Below are 17295 nucleotides of genomic sequence, written 5' to 3'. Positions count from 1 at the left end.
ATTGAATGGCTTGATTCATGACACCGGCGACTGTCAAGGATGCCATTCCGATTGCCCTACGGGCGGCGATGATGTATAGGTCCGCCGATGCTTCTGGTGGGCGAATTGAGATGAAATACCATCGCATGCCGTGCCCGCCTGCGCCGCGGCGATGGTTACCGCCGACTCACGGAAGACGGCATGGGGAACCGGCCATGAAGAAGATGCGACGGAATTTTCCGGCCATCCCGGCTCGGTGCGTTCCTTTCCAGCCAGCGGCAGGTCTGGCGGGGGCCTGCCGGGGCAACTGCCCGGCAGGCGGCGCTCTTGCGCCGTCTCTCGCTGTCGGGTTTACCTGACGCCGGGAACTGACCGGTTGGCGTGCGACGAGAAGCACCTGAGGAGTGACTGTGGACGGGAAGCGGTTCACCGGCAAGGTCGTGATCGTCACCGGTGGCGGGTCCGGTATCGGCGCCGCCACCGCGTACCGTCTCGGGCGCGAAGGCGCCACGGTGATCGCCGTCGGGCGGACCGAGGACCGGCTCAAGGCGGCCGTCGCCGAGGCTCCGGCCGGTTCGACGATCGCGATGCGCGTCGCGGACGTCTCCGACGAGTCGGCGATCACGGCGGTGGTCGACGCGGTGGCGCGGGAATACGGCCGGCTGGATGTCCTGGTCAACAACGCCGCCACCGCGACGCCCGGAACGGTCGAGCACACCGACACCGCCGCCTGGCGCCAGACCTTCGCCGTCGACGTCGACGGAGTCTTCTTCGCGTCCCGGGCCGCGCTGCCTCATCTGCGGCGCGTCGGCGGCTGCATCGTCAACGTCGGCTCGGTGTCCGGGCTCGGCGGGGACTGGGGTCTGGCCGCCTACAACGCCGCCAAGGGGGCACTGGTCAACCTGACCAACGCCATGGCGCTCGACCACGGCCACGAAGGCGTGCGGGTCAACGCCGTGCACCCGAGCCTCACCCGCACCGCGGTGGCCGTGCCGATCGTCGAGAACGAGGCGGCGCTCGCCGCGTTCCGTGAGCGCATCCCCATGCGGCGCCCTGCCGAACCGGCCGAGGTCGCCGATGTCATCGCCTTCCTGGCCAGTTCCGACGCCCGTTTCGTCAACGGCGCGCACCTTCCCGTCGACGGCGGGCTCGGCGCCTCCAACGGTCAGCCCCGCATGTTCTGAGCAGCCAGTGTTCTGAGCGTCCAGGGTGGTGAGCGGCCCGGACGGCGAGAGCCCGGTGCTTGCGCCGCTACGACCTCGCGGCCCCCTGGGACTCCGTGTCGTCGCCCGGCGCCGACGGTGCCAGGACCGTGGCCGCCAGGCGGTCACGGAACCAACGGTGGCCGGGATCCGCCGAGTTGCGGGGGTGCCAGGCCATGCCGAAGTCGAGCGGGGCCAGGTCGAGGGGGAGGGGAAAGGTACGCAGCCCCAGCGCAGCGGTGGTGTCGGGGAGCCAGTCGGCCAGGGTGAGCGCGACGAGGTCGGTGTCCCGGGCGAGGATCATGGCGCTCGTGTGGCTCGGTACGACGACGGCGATACGGCGTCGCAGTCCCCGCTCGGCGAGGGCGTGGTCGATGGAGCCGAGGCGTTTGCCGTGCCGGGAGATGCCGATGTGGCCGGCGGCGGCGAAGCGGCGGGCGTCGATCCGCCTGTCGAAGAGCGGGTGACCGCTGCGGGCGACCCCCACCAGCGTCTTCCGGGTGAGATGCCGGGTGCGGATCTCCGGGTCCAGGTTTCCGAGGACGCCCAGTTCGACGTCCACTGCTCCCTGTCGCAGGGCCGGTCCGCCTTCCAGGGCTTCGGGCAGGAAGACCACGTCCGCCTGCGGGGCCTCCGCCCGGATCCGGTCGGTCAGGGGTCCGGCGATGCCCGCCAGCAGCAGGTCGGTGGCCTGCACGGTGAAGGTGCGTTGCAGATGTACGGCCTCGAAGCCGGCGCCGGGCCTGAGGACGTTGTCGCAGCCGCGCAGCAACACGCCCACCTCTTCCCGGAGTTCCTGGGCTCTGGGGGTGGGGACCATCCCTTGGCCCGCCCGGACCAGCAGCGGATCGCCGACGGCGCGGCGCAGGCGGGCCAGCGTACGGCTGACTGCCGCGGGTGAGGTGCCGAGGCGTTCGGCCGCGCGGGTCACGCTGTTCTCCTGGAGCAGGGCGTCCAGGACGCGCAGCAGGTTGAGATCCATGGATGATGGCTCCTGAACTGCATTTTTGCGTGTGAGGCAAGGATTGGGTGCCGATTCTTGCATTGTTGCGGCGCCCTCGCGTGCGGAGAGTGGAGCTGTCCGCGAGAAACACCGGACCCCCATCCCCTCTTGAGAAGGAGTCCGCCATGGAGCAGTCCCCGCGCGCCGGCCGGGAAGGTGATGTGCTGGCCGTGGTCAGCCAGAGCGGCCCCTCGGTTGCGTTCTTCGACACCGCGTCCGACCGGCACCTGGGCACGGTACAAACCCTCGCCGAGCCGCACGAGTTGTGTTTCGACCCGGTGCGGCGGCTGCTGTGGTGCACGATGACGTATCGCTCGGGCTTCTATCGCGCGAACAGCGGCCGGCGTACCGAGCTGACCGTCATCGACCCCGACACGCGCCGCGTCGTCGAGGTGGTCGACCTCGCCCCGGAACACGCGCCGCACGGCATCGCGCTGGACGCGGCGGGCGGTCGCCTGTACGTCAACGTGGAGGGCGGCACCGACCGGCCCGGCGGTGTCGTCGTCATCGACACGGAGACCCGCCGCCCCGTGGGCCGGATCGACACGGACGCGCCCGGCTCGCACTGGGTCGCCGTCGACGCGGCCGGTACGACGGGCTGCGTCGCCAACAAGGAGGCACCGTTCGTGTCCGTCCTCGATCTCAAGCGGGGGACCCTCACGGCGAAGGTCGAGGTGCCCGGCTGTGAGGGCATCGCGGTCTCCGCCGACGGCTCGCACGCCTACGTCGCCACGCCCTACCAGGGCTCCCTCTCCTCCGACTCCTCCGGCTCCTCGGACGCCTCCGGGGAGGCAACGCCCCCTGGTATCAAGGTCATCGACATCCGCTCGGCGAACGTGGTCGGCACGCTGCCTCTCGGGTCCGCCGCCATGCCGGTGCATCTGACCTCGACGGGCAAGCTGCTCGCGGGCGAAGTGCGCACGGAGCCCGACCCCGTGTCCCGGGCCGGCCGGATGGCGCCGGGGCGCCTCACGGTGTTCTCCGCCGACACCCATGAGCGGGTGGCCGACTTCGAGGTGGGGCTCTGCCCGCTGACCATCACCTCGTCGCCCGACGGCCGGATCGCCTATGTGGCCTGCTACGCGTCGGCCACCGTCGACATCCTCGATCTGGAGACACTGCGGCACCTGGCCCGGCTCGACCACCCGGCATTCGGTACGTCCGGCACCCACGGCCTGGCCTACATCCCGCGCCCGGCCTGACCTCGGGTCCACTCCCAGCGGCGAGTGGACCCCTCTTCACGATCAAGGAGCAGGCAGTAGCGCAAAGCGCCGCCCTGAAGATCACTTCACGTACGCTCGGGTCCATGGTTGAGCATCGAATGATTGACGTGCACGGCATTCGGCTGCACATCGCCGAGCAGGGCGACGGCCCGCTGGTGGTGCTCCTGCACGGCTTCCCCGAGTCATGGCACTCCTGGCATCACCAGTTCGGCCCGCTGGCCGACGCGGGATTCCACGTGGTCGCCCCCGACCAGCGGGGATACGGGCGCAGCGATCATCCCGAGGACGTCGGCGCGTACTCCATCCTCCACCTGGTCGGCGACGTCGTCGGGCTGATCCAGGCCCTGGACGAGGAGCAGGCGTACGTCGTCGGGCACGACTGGGGCGCGCCGGTCGCCTGGCACACCGCGCTGCTCCGGCCGGACATCGTGCGCGCGGTGGCCGGCCTGAGCGTGCCGCCGCCGTTCCGCGGGACGCAGCCTCCGCTGGCCGCCATGGACAAGATGTTCGACGGCCGCTTCTACTGGAACTACTTCAACCGTCCCGGTGTCGCCGACGCCGAGTTCGCACAGGACGCGCGCACCACTCTGCGGAAGTTCTTCTACTGGGGTTCCGGCGACGCACCTCACGCCGGGAACGGCCAGCAGCCACTCGTCGATCCCGACCGCGGCTGGCTCGCGGACATGGAGGACCCCGACGTACTGCCGGAGTGGTTCACCGAGGACGACCTCGACGCGCTCACCGAGAGTTTCTCCAAGGGCTTCACCGGGGCCCTCAACTGGTACCGCAACCTCGACCGCAACTGGGAACTGACCGCTCCGTGGCACGGCGCCCGCGTCACCCCGCCCGCCCTCTACATCTACGGCGACCGCGATGTCGTGCCCGCCTTCCCCGGTACACCCGAACTCATCGCCAAGCTCCCCGACCTCATGCCCAACCTCTGGCGCGCGCCCCTCGAACTGGCCGGCTGCGGACACTGGACCCAGCAGGAACGCCCGGACGAGGTGAACACGGCACTCATCGAATTCCTCAGGGCCCACCCCTGAGCGACGGTGCGATATCCGGGCAGCCCACCGCCGGCGAGCCGGCGGCGGGCGGTTTCGGGGTGCGCGGGCGATGCTGGGGAGCGAGTACCCCTGCGACGTGGCCAGGAGGCTCGGCCAGGTGATAGCCGTCAACCCGATGAACAGCGCCTCCGTGCTGGCCGCCTTCGGCGCGCTCGGCGTCCTGGTGGTGATCTTCGCTGAGTCCGGGCTGCTGGTCGTCGGCTTCTTCCTGCCCGGTGACACCCTGCTGTTTCCGGCCGGTGTGCTGTGCGCCGGAACCGCGCAGCAGCCGCCCCGGCTGGCGTTGTGGCAGGTGCTGCTGTGCGCGGCGGTCGGGGCGGTGGCCGGCGGGCAGGCCGGCTATCTGATCGGGCGGCGCGGCGGACGGGCGCTGCTGGCCCGTACCTCGAACCCGCGGGTGAAGGCGGCGGCCGTCCGGGCCGAGGAGCTGCTGGCCCGGTACGGCTATGGGAAGGCCCTGGTCATCGGCCGGTTCGTGCCGATACTGCGGACGGTCCTGCACCCCGTGGCCGGTGCGCTCGGGGTGCCCGTGCGCACTTTCACGATCTGGCAGACCGTGGGCGGGGTGCTGTGGTCGCAGACGCTCGTCCTGGCGGGCTACAGCCTGGGGGCGTCGGTCCCGCACCTCGACGAGTATCTGCTGCCGCTGGTCGGCGTGGTCGTCGTCGTGTCGATGCTGCCCCTGCTACTTGAGGCATGGCGGGCGAGGCGGGAACGCCGGTGACAGTGCGACCGTCAGCAGCACCGGCAGCCCCGCCAGCTCCGTATCAGGCACCGTCGGCGGGTCCTCCGCCGGCACCGTCGGGTCGGCGCGACACGCCACGGCTACCCGGCCCGCCCGGGCCTCCTCCCCAGCGGCCCAGGCCGCGTTGACGATCACGCCCTGGAGTGCCCGGAGCGGCGTGAGCATGGGCCGGCCCATGCGGGGCATCGAGAGATCGGCCGGGCGCCGGCGCCGCACTCCGGCCATCACCCGGAGCGGCGGATACGGCGCGATGGGCCAGTCCGGGCAGCGGACGACCCGCGCCCCGGCTCCCCCAGGTCACGGCAGCGGAACGCCCGCCCGGCACCCGGCACGCTCCTCGCCGAGCCGCCGCGACCAGTTGTCCGTGGGATCGGCGCGGGTGAACTCGCGGCAGGCGACCTCGGATCCCTGCTGGAACCGGCGCGGACCGTCGAGGTCGGCGAGTTCCAGCGCGCGCTCACCGGTCGGCGCCGCGTGCGCGTCGAAGAAGTCGATGAGGGCGGGGACACCGTCCAGGACCGGGCCAAGGGCCGGTGCCGACCGGGCCGGTGCCGACCGGGCCGGTGCCGACCGGGCCGGTGCCGAAGGCGTTGGGGTCCGGGCCCTGGCCGCGCGGCCAGGCGCCCGCGCCGCCGTTCCCGTACCGCGGCGGCCGGCGTGGTGCCGTGCGTCGGCACCGTCCGCACCGGGGTGGTAGCCGCCGACCTGGGCGGCATCGACCTGGCCCTGCCGGCGGGTCTGGTGGGGTCCTCGGCGGCGTACGCGCTGCCGATGCGCCGGATCCGCGCCACCGGGTGAGGACGCTCCTCCGACACCGAGGAACTCGCGTCGCACACGCCCGGCCGTCGCGTGAAGTCGGCGGCGGCCGCGCGGACTTCCCCCACCGGCTCGCCGCGCTCCCGCACCGGAGAACGAGCGCCGGCCCGGTGCGGCGGGCGGGTCAGCGGAGTCTGCGGTTCTTGGGGCGTTTGCGGTGGGGGCGGCGGGGTTGGTGGATCGTGTCCAGTTCGCCGATCGCCGCGCGGACATGGGCCGGGGCGTCCCGGCGGGCCCCGCCGGCGCACCACCAGGACGGCCGTCCGTCGAGGTCTCGCGGGTGCGTGCCGAGGTCATGGACGGTGCAGACCGGCCACGCCCGCCACAGCCGCTCCGAAACCGTGTCCTGGGCCGCTTCGGCGACGGCCGTCAGGGCTTCGGCGGCGGACTCGGCCGGTATCAGGGAGTTGCCGTGCAGTTCGCGAGGGGAGAAGGCCACGTAGATCTGTGCGTCCAGGTCCTCGGTGTCCGGGTGGGCGATCAGGCGCAGGGGACGCTGGTCGGGGAGGGTCGCCGCCAGGTCCCGGTTGACGACCGCCAGCGCCTCGTCCCAGCGCGGATACTCACCGTCGAGCACGGGGCGCGGCTCGGGCCGACCGAAAAAGGCGCTCATTCCCCCATCCTCTCAAAGGCACGGCCCACTACTCTGGCCGCCGTCCACACCAGCCCACCGCCCCGCGGAGCCGCGAGATGCCTGTTCGTCGTATCGTGCCCAACGTCCAGTCGACGGCGCTGCCGCAGAGCGTGGAGTTCTACGGAGAGCTGGGGCTGGAGGAGGTCATGAACCACGGCTGGATCGTGACGCTGGCCTCCCCCGGCAACCCGGCCGTGCAGCTGAGCGTGATGACCGAGGACCGCACCGCGCCCGTCGCCCCGGACCTGAGTATCGAGGTCGAGGACGTCGACGCGGCGTACGCGGCGATGCTGGAGCGCGGCGCGGAGATCGTGCACCCGCTGACGGACGAGGAGTGGGGCGTACGACGGTTCTTCGTGCGGGACCCCAACGGGCGGGTGGTCAACGTGCTCGGCCACCGCTGAGCACCCGAGCGGGTTCGGCCGAGGCAACACCGCGCGCTGGACGGGACCGTGACGACCCGTGAGACTGGACCGGGTCCACGCCTGTGCCCCGGCTCTCCAGGACGGTGACCCATGGTTGAGGAATCCCCCGAGTCCCCCCGTGTCGAACTCACCCCGCAGGCCGCCGACCTGGTGCGGCGGCTGCGCGCCGAGCACGGTCCGCTGATGTTCCATCAGTCCGGCGGCTGCTGCGACGGCAGCGCCCCCATGTGCTATCCGGACGGCGAGTTCCGTACCGGCGGCTCGGACGTGCTGCTGGCCGAGCTGTCGGTGGACGGCGTGGCCGAGCCCGTCACCTTCTGGATGTCCCGCAGCCAGTACGCGGTGTGGAGCCACACCCGGCTGATCGTCGACGTCGTCCCCGGACGGGGGAGCGGATTCTCGCTGGAGGCACCCGAGGGGGTGCGTTTTCTCACCCGTTCTCGCGTAGTCGACGTCTAGTCGGCCCGGCGGTCGCCGCACTCTGGTCCACTGCCCCTTAACACCCTTACGACAGGGACAGTTGACGAGACATCAGGGGGCACGGTGACCAGACGGCGCAGGCGTTCGGCAGCGGGCAGAGCGGTTCTCACACTTGTCACGGCGTTCGGGATGCTGGCCGGTGCGGCCCTCGCGGGGGCGGCACCGGCCGGCGCCGTTCCGGACGGCAAGCGGATCGCGCCGGGTGTCACCTACCGGCAGTTCGACGTCACCGCGAGCGCGGGCCGGACCCACGCCCATCTGCTCACGGTCGACCTGGCCAATCCGCACGTCAAGGTCGACCTGCTCCACCCGGGCGCGGTGGCGGCCCGGGCCACCGTCTCGGCGATGGCGGACTCGGCCGGGGCGGTGGCGGGCGTCAACGGTGACTTCTTCGACATCACCGAGACCCAGCACCCGGGCGTGGAGGCCACCGGCGCGAGCGTCGGACCGGCGATCGCGGCCGGGCACGTCCTCAAGGCGGCGGTGCCGAACGGCCAGCGGTTCGGGCCCACGCTGCCGCCGGGCACGAACACCCGGGACGTCATCGGGGTGGGCACCGACCGGCGGGCCCGGCTGGACCGGCTGACCCTCGTCGGCAGCGTCAGCACACCGGAAGGCACCCTCACGCTGAAGGGCCTCAACCAGTACGCGCTCCCGGAGAACTCCGTCGGCGCCTTCACCGCGCGGTGGGGCAGCGCCTCCCGGATGCGCTCCGTGTGCGGCACCGACATCGAGCGGTCGGCGCCGTGCAGCACCGACACCTACGAGGTGAAGGTGCGAGGCGGCCGGGTGGTGTCCGCGGCCACCACCCCGGGCAGCGGCCCGATCCCGGCGAACACCACGGTCCTCGTGGGCCGCGAGGAGGGCGCGCGGCAGCTGCGCAAGCTCGTGGTCGGCAAGCCGGTGACCGTGACGCGCCGTCTGGTGGCCGCCTCGTCCGCGGTGCCCTACGCGTGCGCGATCGGCGGCTTCCCGGTCCTTGAGGGCGGGGCGGCGCTGTCCGGCCTCGACAACGTCACCTCGGCGGTGCGCACGGTCGTGGGCTTCAAGGACGGCGGACGGAAGCTGCTCATCCTGGCGTTGGACGGCGACACCGACCGCCGGACCGGTATGACGGTCGCGGAGGAGGCCGGCACCATGCGTGCGCTGGGCGCGTCCGACGCGTTCAACCTCGACGGGGGCGGCTCTTCGGAGCTGGTCACCCGCGACGCGGGCGCGAGCACCGTGACGGTCCGCAACCATCCGAGCGGTGGCGACGAACGTCCCGTCGCGAACGGCATCGGCGTCTTCTCGGCCGCCTGAACTCAGGGCCGCAGACTGCTCACCAGGTCGGCGGTCGTGGTGAGTCCGCTGTGGATCGTGGGTGCCATGCTCGTGCCGGCCAGATAGAAGCCGAGCAGCACGCAGACCAGCGCATGGGAGATCTTCAGCGCGCCGTTGCGCATGAAGATCACGGCCAGGATCAGCAGCAACAGCACCGCGGAAATGGAAACGGCCATCGGGAACCTCCTCCGCCACGCCCCTTGTGCGGCGTTCGGCCGCAAGTGTGGCGTAGCGGAGGGTCCGTCCGGGCGGCTGACGTGTCCCCCGAACGTGTGGTGTTACGCGGTGGGGTGGGTGTCGAGGAAGGTCTCCAGGCCCGCCAGGTCGTCGGTGTTGAGGTAGTCGACGCCGGCGGCGAGCAGCTCCGTCCACAGGGCGTCGCGGGCCGGGCCCGCGGCGTCCGGGGTGGCCCAGAACCGCACCTGCTGCCCCCTCGCGTGTGCGGCGGCGGTGATGCCGCGCAGCTTCTGCCGCTCGGCGTCGGGGAAGGTGCCGTCGCCGGACCAGGTGAAGTTCTGGGTCCAGTTGTCGCTGATCAGCGAGATGAACGAAGCGGGAGCGGTGCTGCCGAGGTCGGTGAGCCGGCCATCGTAGAAGGCGAGCCGCTCGTCCTGCGCCGCCATGGGGATGCGGGCTGCGCGGTCACCGGAGATGACGGCGGTGACGGGTCCGCGGTGGATACGGCCGCGGTCGTACCGGGTGAACAGGTACGGGCAGCGGCGCAGATGGCGGTCGAGTTCGAGGTACGTCGAGGAGCCCTCGGTCTTGATGTCGATGAGGAGCTGCAGTGGCCGGCGCCAGCCTCGGTACACCGGGCCGTGGTTGCCCTTCACGATCGCGGCCAGCGGGTCGAGGTAGAGGGATTCGAGGGTGCGGGTGGGGTCCAGCTCGGAGCTGTCGTGACCGATGAGGAGCTGGTCGCCGACGAGGAAGATGTCGGCCTCGACGCTGCCGAAGCGGTGGTCGAGCGCGTCGAACAGGGGCCGGGGGTGCTCGTAGTCGTTGTGGGCGTGCGCGTTCCACAGCGGACGCCGGCCCCGGTGGGAGCCGCCCGCCCAGGCTTGTGCCCCGGGCAGGACGACCGCGCCGGCGAGCGCGGCGCCGAGGGTGGTGAGGGCTCTGCGACGGGTGGTGAGGGCCATGCTCTGCCTCCCTTGGAGGTGCCGGATGGGACCGGGGAGAGTATGCGTGGCCCTACCACCCAAGGGGCGCTGTCTCGCGGGGAGTTGGCGCGTTGTTCACTTCGGCGGAGCAGGCACATGAAGAAGCCCGCCCCTGGAATTCGCCGGTGGGGGCGGGCTTCACCTGGCCGGGATCAGGGCGCCTGGAGATCGACCAGTTCGGCCAGTGCTTCCCGGTGCGCTCCCGCCGTGCCGAAGGCGATCGAGTCCGCCTTGGCCCGCTTCAGATACAGGTGGATCGGATGCTCCCAGGTCATACCGATCCCGCCGTGCAGCTGCACCGCCTCCTCCGTGGCGTGGACGGCGACGGGCGCCGCATACGCCTGCGCGACGGCGACCGAGGTCTCCACGTCCTCGCCGGAGGCCAGCGCGTCGGCGGCGGCACGGGCGGCCGCCCGGAGGTTGACCACCTCCAGCCACAGCTGGGCGAGCCGGTGCTTGAGGGCCTGGAAGCCGCCGACCGGCCGGTTGAACTGCTTGCGCTCCTTCAGATAGCGGACCGTCTCGGTCAACGCCCAGTCGGCCACGCCGAGTTGCTCGGAGGCGAGCAGTCCGGCGGCGGCGCGCAGCGCGCGTCGTACGGCGGGTTCCGCGGCGCCGACACGGCGGCCGGGGGCGCCCGCCAGCCGTACCGTCGCCAGCGGCCGGGTCAGGTCCAGGGAGACCTGCCCGGTGACCGTCACGGCGTCCGCGGTCACGGCGTACAGGCCGCCGTCGTCCGCCGGGACGAGCAGAACGTCGGCCACGGCCGCGTCGGCGATGCCGGTCAACTCCCCGTGCAGCGTGCCGTTTTCGAGTCGTACGGTCTTGACGGCGCCGCCCGGTGCCGTGTGCAGGCCGACGGCGAGGGCGCCGATGGTGCGCCCGGAGGCCAGCCGGCCCAGCAGTTCCTCGTCACCGCAGGCCAGCAGGGCCTCGGTGGCCACGACCGCGCTGGTGAGGTACGGCACGGGGGCCACCGCCCGGCCCAACTCCTCCAGTACCACGGCGACTTCGCGGGCGGAGGCGCCCTGACCGCCCTGTTCCTCGGGCACCAGGAGCCCGGCGAGGCCCATGCCCTCGGCGAGGGACTTCCACAGCGCGAGGTCGTGCGGGACGCCGGACTCGCTGCGGGCGATGACGTCCGCCGGCGCGCAGTGGTCCGTGAGCAGATCGCGGACGGCGGCGCGCAGCGCCTCTTCCTCCTCGGAGTAGAGAAGATCGGTCATCGGGCCAGGTCCTTCCAGGCGACGTCCTTGTCGGTGCGCGGCTCGGCGGGCAGGCCGAGGACCCGCTCGGCGACGATGTTCAGCAGCACCTCGCTGGTGCCGCCCTCGATGCTGTTGCCCTTGGCGCGGAGGTAGCGGTAACCGGCGTCACGGCCTGTGAAGTCGACCAGCTCGGGGCGGCGCATGGTCCAGTCGTCGTACAACAGGCCCTCCGCGCCGCGGAGTTCGACCTCCAGGCCGCTGATCTCCTGGTTGAGGCGGGCGAAGGCGAGCTTCATACCGGCGCCCTCGGGGCCGGGCTGGCCGACGGTGAGCTGCTGGCGCAGGCGCTCCGCGGTGAGGCGGGAGACCTCGGCCTCGACCCACAGCTTCAGCAGCCGCTGATGCAGGTCGTGGGTGCGCAGTTCGGGGCGCTCGCGCCAGGTCCGGGCGACCGGGCCGATCATGCCGCCCTCACGGGGCAGCCGCATGCCGCCGATGGCCACGCGCTCGTTGTTGAGGGTGGTCTGGGCGACCCGCCAGCCGTCGCCGGCCTCGCCGAGGCGGCGGGTGTCGGGGATGCGGACGTCGGTGAGGAAGACCTCGTTGAACTCGGCCTCGCCGGTGATCTGGCGCAGCGGCCGGACCTCGACGCCCGGGTCGGTCATGTCGCAGATGAAGTAGGTGATGCCCGCGTGCTTGGGCACGTCCGGGTCGGTACGGGCGATGAGGATGGCCCAGCGGGCGAGGTGGGCGCTGGAGGTCCACACCTTCTGCCCGTTGACGACCCAGTCGTCGCCTTCCCGTACGGCGCGGGTGCCGAGCGCGGCCAGGTCGGAGCCGGCGCCGGGCTCGCTGAACAGCTGGCACCAGACCTCCTCCCCCGTCCACAGCGGCCGCAGATAGCGCTGCTTCTGCTCCTCGGTGCCGTACTTGAGGATCGTCGGCGCGGCCATGCCGAGGCCGATGCCGATGCGCCGGGGGTCGTTGTCGGGGGCGCCCGCGGCCTCCAGTTCGGCGTCCACGGCGCTCTGCAGGGAGCGCGGGGCGCCCAGTCCGCCGAGTCCTTCCGGGTAGTGCACCCAGGCGAGGCCGGCGTCGAAACGGGCCCGCAGGAAGTCCAGGCGGTCCGTGCTCGCCGGGGGATGCTCGGCGAGCAACTCCCGTGTGCGGCGGACGAGTTCGTCGGCGTCGGTCATGCTGCTTCCTCCATCACCACGGCGATCCGGCCGGTGGACCGGCCGTCCGCCACCTTCTGCACGGCCCCGGCGGCCTCGCCGAGCGGCACCCGCTCGCTGACCAGCGGCTTGATCGCGCCCCGGGCGGCCAGTTCGGTCAGTTCCTCGTGGCAGCGCAGGATGAGCTTCGGGTTCTTGGTCGCGTACAGGCCCCAGTGCAGGCCGAGGATCGAGTAGTTCTTCACCAGCGCGTGGTTGAGGGCCGGGCTGGGGATGCTGCCGCTGGCGAAGCCGACGACGACGATCCGGCCCTCGAAGGCGACCAGCTTGGCGGACTGGGCGTAGGCCTCGCCGCCGACGGGGTCGTAGATCACGTCGGCGCCCCGGCCGCCGGTGGCCTCCTTCACGGCCGCGATCACGTCCTCGCTGCGGCGGTCCACGACCACGTCACAGCCCAGCTCGCGGGCCACGGCGGCCTTGTCCGCGCCGCCGACGACCCCGATCACCCGGGCCCCGGCCGCCTTGCCGAGCTGCACGGCCGCGCTGCCGACGCCTCCGGCCGCGGCGTGCACGAGCAGGTTCTCGCCGGCCTCCAGGCGGGCCCGGCGGTGCAGGCCGAACCAGCCGGTCTGGTAGCCGATGTGCAGGGCGGCGGCCTCGGCGTCGTCCAGCGCCTCGGGCGCGGGCAGCAGGGCGCGGGCGTCGGCGAGGGCGTACTCGGCGAAGCCGCCGTACGGCAGGGCTGGGTTGGCGATCACCCGGCGGCCGTCCGCGGTCTCGCCGCAGATCTCCACGCCGGGCGTGAACGGCAGCGGCGGGCGCACCTGGTACTGGCCCCGGCACAGCAGCGCGTCCGGGAAGTTGATGTTGGCGGCACGCACGCGGAGCAGCACCTGGCCGTCACCGGGCGTGGGCCGCTCCACCTCCGCCAGGCGCATCACCTCGCTCGGCTCGCCGTTCTCGTGCACTTGCCATGCCTGCATGCGGGGCCTCCACGGGACTGCTTCGTCTGACCGGGTCCGACGGCATACTAAGCGGTCGCTTGCCGATCAGGGAACAGTCGGCCGTGTCACGGGAGAGTCGGCCACGTCACTTCCGCGTCGGCCGCGCCCGCACATGCATCCGTTCCCCCTGCGGCCCGAACAGGCTGAGGAACTCCACCGGCCCTTCGCCCGTCGACCCGAACCAGTGCGGCACGCGCGTGTCGAACTCGGCCGCCTCCCCCGCCGACAGCACCACGTCGTACTCCCCGAGGACCAGCCGCAGCCGCCCCGACAGCACGTACAGCCACTCGTACCCCTCGTGGACGCGAGGATCCGGATCCTGCTTCCGCCGCGGTTCCAGCACCTTGAAGGCCTGCAGACCGCCGGGCTGGCGGGTCAGCGGCCAGTGGGTGCGCCCGCCCCGCACGATCGGCTTGGACCGCACCCGCGGATCGCCCACCGGCGGCGCGCCGACCAGTTCGTCCAGCGGCACTTGATGGGCCTGGGCGATCGGCAGCAGCAGTTCGAGGCTGGGCTTGCGCAGACCCGACTCCAGCCGGGAGAGGGTGCTCACGGAGATCCCGGTCGCCTCGGACAGCGCGGCCAGGGTCACCTCCCGCTCCTTGCGGATGCGCCGCAGCCGGGCACCCACCTCCGCCAGTACGTCGTCCGTGCTCATGGCCCCTATTGCAGGATCGGCAAACAGGTTTGTCAATCGCGCGGCCGTCGGGCGACCGTCGCGTCATGACCGAGAACGACACAACCGAGAACAACGCATACGAAGCAGTCGTCGTCGGAGGCGGAGCCGCCGGGCTGTCCGCCGCGCTGGTCCTCGGCCGGGCCCGGCGCCGCACGCTGGTGGTCGACGCGGGCGAGCCGCGCAACGCGCCGTCCGCGCACCTGCAGGGCTATCTGTCCCGGGACGGCATGTCGCCGGCCGAGTTCCTGGCGGTCGGCCGCGAGGAGATCGCCCGGTACGGGGTGGAGCTGGTCCGGGACCGGGTGGTGGACGCGGAGCAGGACGAGGCGGGCTTCACGGCGCGGCTCGCCGACGGCCGGACGGTGCGGGCCCGGCAGCTGGTGATCGCGACGGGCCTGCGGGACGAGCTGCCCGAGGTTCCCGGGCTGGCCGAGCGGTTCGGCCGGGACGTGGTGCACTGCCCGTACTGCCACGGCTGGGAGGTCCGCGACCTGCCGACCGGGGTGCTCGCGACCTCGCCGCTGAGCGTGCACCAGGCGCTGATGGTGACCCGGTGGACGAAGGACGTGCGGTTCTTCCTGCACGAGGTGAGCGAGTCGGAGCTGACGGACGACGATCTGCGTCGGCTGGCCGTGGCCGGGGTCATGGTCGTGCCCGGGAAGGTCACGGAACTCGTCGTGGCCGACGACCGGCTCACCGGGGTCCGGCTCGCCGACGGCACGGTCCACGAGCGCGAGGTGCTGTACGCCGCCCCGCGCGCCGTTCCGCGGAACGATCTGCTGGTGAAGCTGGGCGCCGAGCTGCGCGAGACGCCGTTCGGCAGCTACCCGGTGATCGACGAGCGGGGCCTGACGAGCGTGCCCGGACTGTGGGCGGCGGGCAACGCGAGCGGCTTCGCGGAGCAGGTGATCAACGCGGCGAGCCGGGGGTACCGGGCGGGGGCGGCGATCAACGGGGAGCTGCTGTTCGCCGACCTGGACGCGAGCGCGCCCCAAAGGGGTGCGGGGAACTGGGCGACCAGCCACAACGGCGCCGCAGCCGGCAACGCACCTCACCAGGCAGACGAATGACCGGAGGCACCGCGCACCCGGCGGAGCGCTGAGGCACGATGGCTGCATGCTGCTGGCCCGGCTGGCCCAGGTGTCCCGGGAGGTCGCCGCGACAGCGGCCCGCTCCCGCAAGACGGCCCTGCTCGCGGAGCTGTTCCGGGAGGCGGAGCCGGACGACGTGCCGGTCGTCATCCCGTATCTGGCCGGCCGGCTGCCGCAGGGCCGGCTCGGCGTCGGCTGGAAGGTGCTGAGCCGTCCGGTGCCGCCGGCCGCCGGGCCCACCCTCACGGTCCGGGAGGTCGACGCACTGCTCACCGAGCTGGGCACGGTGTCCGGGCCGGGCTCGCAGGCGGAGCGGGCGCGGCTCGTCGGCGAGCTGATGGGCGCGGCCACCGAGCAGGAGCAGCGTTTCCTGCGCGGTCTGCTCACCGGCGAGGTACGGCAGGGCGCGCTGGACGCGGTCGCCGTGGAGGGCCTCGCCCGGGCGACGGAGGCGGACCCGGCCGCCGTACGCCGGGCGGTGATGCTCGCCGGGTCGCTGCAGACGGTCGCTCGGGCGCTGCTGGCCGAGGGGCCCGGGGCACTGGAGCGCTTCCGGCTCACCGTCGGCCGGCCCGTGCTGCCGATGTTGGCGCACACCGCGTCCTCGGTCGCCGAGGCGGTGGAGAAGCTGGGCGCGTGCGCGGTGGAGGAGAAGCTGGACGGCATCCGGGTGCAGGTCCACCGGGACGGCGACACGGTCCGGGTGTACACCCGCACGCTGGACGACATCACCGACCGGCTGCCCGAAGTGACCGCCGCCGCACGGGAGTTGGGGGGTGAGCGGTTCATTCTGGACGGCGAGGTGATCTCCTTCGACGCGGCCGGGCGGCCCCGCTCCTTCCAGGAGACGGCGGGCCGGGTCGGCTCCCGGACGGACGTGGCGAAGGCGGCCGGTCAGGTCCCGGTCTCCCCCGTGTTCTTCGACGTCCTGTCGGTCGACGGCACCGAGTTGCTGGACCTGCCCTTCACCGAGCGGCACGCACGGCTGGCCCGGCTGGTGCCCGAGCCGATGCGGGTGCGCCGGACGGTCGCCTCCGGGCCCGAGTACATCCCGGAGGCGGAACGGTTCCTCGCCGAGACCCTGGCCCGCGGGCACGAGGGCGTGGTGGTGAAAGCGCTGGACGCGCCCTACAGCGCGGGCCGGCGCGGCGCCGCCTGGCTGAAGGTCAAGCCCGTCCACACCCTCGACCTGGTCGTGCTGGCCGCCGAGTGGGGTCACGGCCGTCGCACGGGCCGGCTCTCCAACCTCCACCTCGGCGCCCGCAATCCGGACGGCACGTTCGCGATGCTCGGCAAGACCTTCAAGGGCATGACCGACGCGATGCTCGCCTGGCAGACCGAGAAGCTCCAGGAGTTGGCGGTCGAGGACGACGGCTGGGTGGTCCGGGTCCGCCCCGAACTCGTCGCGGAGATCGCCTACGACGGCCTCCAGCGCTCCTCCCGCTACCCGGCCGGCGTCACCCTCCGCTTCGCCCGCGTGATCCGCTACCGCGAGGACAAACGCCCCGAGGAGGCCGATACGGTGGAGGCCCTGCTGGCGGCCCACCCGGAGGTCAGGCCATGACGGTGCGTACGACGAAGCGCAGCGCGGGACTTCTCCTGTTCCGGCACACCGACGACGGCCTTGAGGTGTTGCTCGGCCATATGGGTGGTCCGCTGTGGGCGAAGAAGGACGCGGGGGCGTGGACGGTCCCCAAGGGCGAGTACGCTCCCGACGAGCCCGCCTGGGAGGCCGCCCGGCGCGAGTTCCGCGAGGAGCTGGGGCTGGCACCGCCCGGCGGGACGGCCGTACCGCTGGGCGAGGTCGTGCAGAAGAACGGCAAGATCGTCACGGCGTGGGCCGTCGAGGCGGACCCGGACCTGAGCGCCTTCAGCCCCGGCACCTTCACCATGGAGTGGCCGCCGAGGTCCGGCCGGGAGCAGGAGTTCCCCGAACTGGACCGCGTGGAGTGGCTCGGCCTGGACCGGGCCCGGGAGCTGATCATCACGGCCCAGAACGCGTTTCTCGACCGGCTGGCGGAGCACACGGACTGAACCGGACGCCACGCGTTGCGGACCGCACGCCCGCGCGCGAAGGT

19 protein-coding genes are annotated in these 17295 nt (G+C 72.4%); 10 read left to right on the top strand and 9 right to left on the bottom strand.

What is annotated here, in order from left to right; genetic code table 11:
• Window positions 1–389 precede the first annotated feature (389 nt).
• The gene (locus AB5L52_RS37675) at window positions 390–1163 is read left to right on the top strand and encodes an SDR family NAD(P)-dependent oxidoreductase (RefSeq protein WP_369367881.1); all 774 of its coding nucleotides are present in this window, start codon (window positions 390–392) and stop codon (window positions 1161–1163) included.
• A gap of 67 nt (window positions 1164–1230) precedes the next feature.
• Here the strand turns inward: AB5L52_RS37675 and AB5L52_RS37670 are convergent, their stop codons facing one another.
• Window positions 1231–2163 (bottom strand): LysR family transcriptional regulator, encoded by a 933-nt coding sequence (locus AB5L52_RS37670; protein WP_369367880.1) that lies wholly within the window; start codon window positions 2161–2163, stop codon window positions 1231–1233.
• A gap of 146 nt (window positions 2164–2309) precedes the next feature.
• On the opposite strand from AB5L52_RS37670, the gene AB5L52_RS37665 reads away from it, so the two are divergent.
• The 3 genes from AB5L52_RS37665 to AB5L52_RS37655 all read left to right on the top strand — a co-directional run bounded on the left by AB5L52_RS37665 (window position 2310) and on the right by AB5L52_RS37655 (window position 5198).
• Window positions 2310–3386: a YncE family protein gene (locus AB5L52_RS37665; protein ID WP_369367879.1), complete on the top strand. Its 1077-nt coding sequence runs from the start codon at window positions 2310–2312 to the stop codon at window positions 3384–3386.
• 104 nt (window positions 3387–3490) lie between these two features.
• Window positions 3491–4453, top strand: a complete 963-nt coding sequence (locus AB5L52_RS37660) for an alpha/beta fold hydrolase (protein ID WP_369367878.1) — start codon at window positions 3491–3493, stop codon at window positions 4451–4453.
• 118 nt (window positions 4454–4571) lie between these two features.
• Window positions 4572–5198, top strand: a complete 627-nt coding sequence (locus AB5L52_RS37655) for a DedA family protein (protein ID WP_351020284.1) — start codon at window positions 4572–4574, stop codon at window positions 5196–5198.
• 318 nt (window positions 5199–5516) lie between these two features.
• Here AB5L52_RS37655 and AB5L52_RS37650 read toward each other — a convergent pair whose 3' ends face one another.
• Complete coding sequence (locus AB5L52_RS37650; RefSeq protein WP_369367877.1) at window positions 5517–6053, bottom strand: hypothetical protein; 537 nt, start codon at window positions 6051–6053, stop codon at window positions 5517–5519.
• A 106-nt stretch (window positions 6054–6159) separates the two neighbouring features.
• The gene (locus AB5L52_RS37645) at window positions 6160–6648 is read right to left on the bottom strand and encodes a hypothetical protein (RefSeq protein ID WP_369367876.1); all 489 of its coding nucleotides are present in this window, start codon (window positions 6646–6648) and stop codon (window positions 6160–6162) included.
• A gap of 77 nt (window positions 6649–6725) precedes the next feature.
• On the opposite strand from AB5L52_RS37645, the gene AB5L52_RS37640 reads away from it, so the two are divergent.
• The 3 genes from AB5L52_RS37640 (at window position 6726) to AB5L52_RS37630 (ending at window position 8876) form a co-directional block, all read left to right on the top strand.
• Entirely contained in the window at window positions 6726–7073 is a 348-nt protein-coding gene (locus AB5L52_RS37640) for a VOC family protein (protein WP_369367875.1), read from the top strand.
• Between the two features lie 111 nt (window positions 7074–7184).
• The gene (locus AB5L52_RS37635; protein ID WP_369367874.1) at window positions 7185–7553 is read left to right on the top strand and encodes a DUF779 domain-containing protein; all 369 of its coding nucleotides are present in this window, start codon (window positions 7185–7187) and stop codon (window positions 7551–7553) included.
• Between the two features lie 150 nt (window positions 7554–7703).
• Entirely contained in the window at window positions 7704–8876 is a 1173-nt protein-coding gene (locus tag AB5L52_RS37630; RefSeq protein ID WP_369367873.1) for a phosphodiester glycosidase family protein, read from the top strand.
• 2 nt (window positions 8877–8878) lie between these two features.
• On the opposite strand, the gene AB5L52_RS37625 is transcribed toward AB5L52_RS37630, so the two are convergent.
• The 6 genes from AB5L52_RS37625 to AB5L52_RS37600 all read right to left on the bottom strand — a co-directional run bounded on the left by AB5L52_RS37625 (window position 8879) and on the right by AB5L52_RS37600 (window position 14105).
• The gene (locus AB5L52_RS37625) at window positions 8879–9073 is read right to left on the bottom strand and encodes a hypothetical protein (RefSeq protein ID WP_351019970.1); all 195 of its coding nucleotides are present in this window, start codon (window positions 9071–9073) and stop codon (window positions 8879–8881) included.
• Between the two features lie 102 nt (window positions 9074–9175).
• A complete protein-coding gene (locus AB5L52_RS37620; RefSeq protein WP_369367872.1) occupies window positions 9176–10039 on the bottom strand; it encodes a phosphatidylinositol-specific phospholipase C/glycerophosphodiester phosphodiesterase family protein in 864 nt (287 codons plus the stop codon).
• A 173-nt stretch (window positions 10040–10212) separates the two neighbouring features.
• The gene (locus AB5L52_RS37615; RefSeq protein ID WP_369367871.1) at window positions 10213–11286 is read right to left on the bottom strand and encodes an acyl-CoA dehydrogenase family protein; all 1074 of its coding nucleotides are present in this window, start codon (window positions 11284–11286) and stop codon (window positions 10213–10215) included.
• Entirely contained in the window at window positions 11283–12464 is a 1182-nt protein-coding gene (locus tag AB5L52_RS37610) for an acyl-CoA dehydrogenase family protein (RefSeq protein WP_351019964.1), read from the bottom strand. Before AB5L52_RS37610 ends, AB5L52_RS37615 begins: the two co-directional genes overlap by 4 nt.
• Window positions 12461–13426: an NADPH:quinone oxidoreductase family protein gene (locus tag AB5L52_RS37605; RefSeq protein WP_369367870.1), complete on the bottom strand. Its 966-nt coding sequence runs from the start codon at window positions 13424–13426 to the stop codon at window positions 12461–12463. The genes AB5L52_RS37610 and AB5L52_RS37605 overlap by 4 nt, the downstream gene beginning before the upstream one ends.
• Window positions 13427–13532: 106 nt before the next feature.
• Complete coding sequence (locus AB5L52_RS37600; protein WP_351019960.1) at window positions 13533–14105, bottom strand: XRE family transcriptional regulator; 573 nt, start codon at window positions 14103–14105, stop codon at window positions 13533–13535.
• Between the two features lie 65 nt (window positions 14106–14170).
• Here AB5L52_RS37600 and AB5L52_RS37595 point away from each other — a divergent pair, with 65 nt between their 5' ends.
• The 3 genes from AB5L52_RS37595 to AB5L52_RS37585 are packed head-to-tail and all read left to right on the top strand — an operon-like array spanning window position 14171 to window position 17251.
• Entirely contained in the window at window positions 14171–15196 is a 1026-nt protein-coding gene (locus AB5L52_RS37595; protein WP_369367869.1) for an NAD(P)/FAD-dependent oxidoreductase, read from the top strand.
• 46 nt (window positions 15197–15242) lie between these two features.
• Complete coding sequence (locus tag AB5L52_RS37590; RefSeq protein ID WP_369367868.1) at window positions 15243–16781, top strand: ATP-dependent DNA ligase; 1539 nt, start codon at window positions 15243–15245, stop codon at window positions 16779–16781.
• Entirely contained in the window at window positions 16778–17251 is a 474-nt protein-coding gene (locus AB5L52_RS37585) for an NUDIX domain-containing protein (RefSeq protein WP_351019955.1), read from the top strand. The genes AB5L52_RS37590 and AB5L52_RS37585 overlap by 4 nt, the downstream gene beginning before the upstream one ends.
• The last annotated feature ends 44 nt before the right edge of the window (window positions 17252–17295 follow it).

It is taken from the genome of Streptomyces sp. CG4 (assembly GCF_041080655.1).
Classification (GTDB): domain Bacteria; phylum Actinomycetota; class Actinomycetes; order Streptomycetales; family Streptomycetaceae; genus Streptomyces.
Note: the sequence above shows the minus strand (reverse complement) of the source record. Positions and strands in the feature narration are given on the sequence as shown.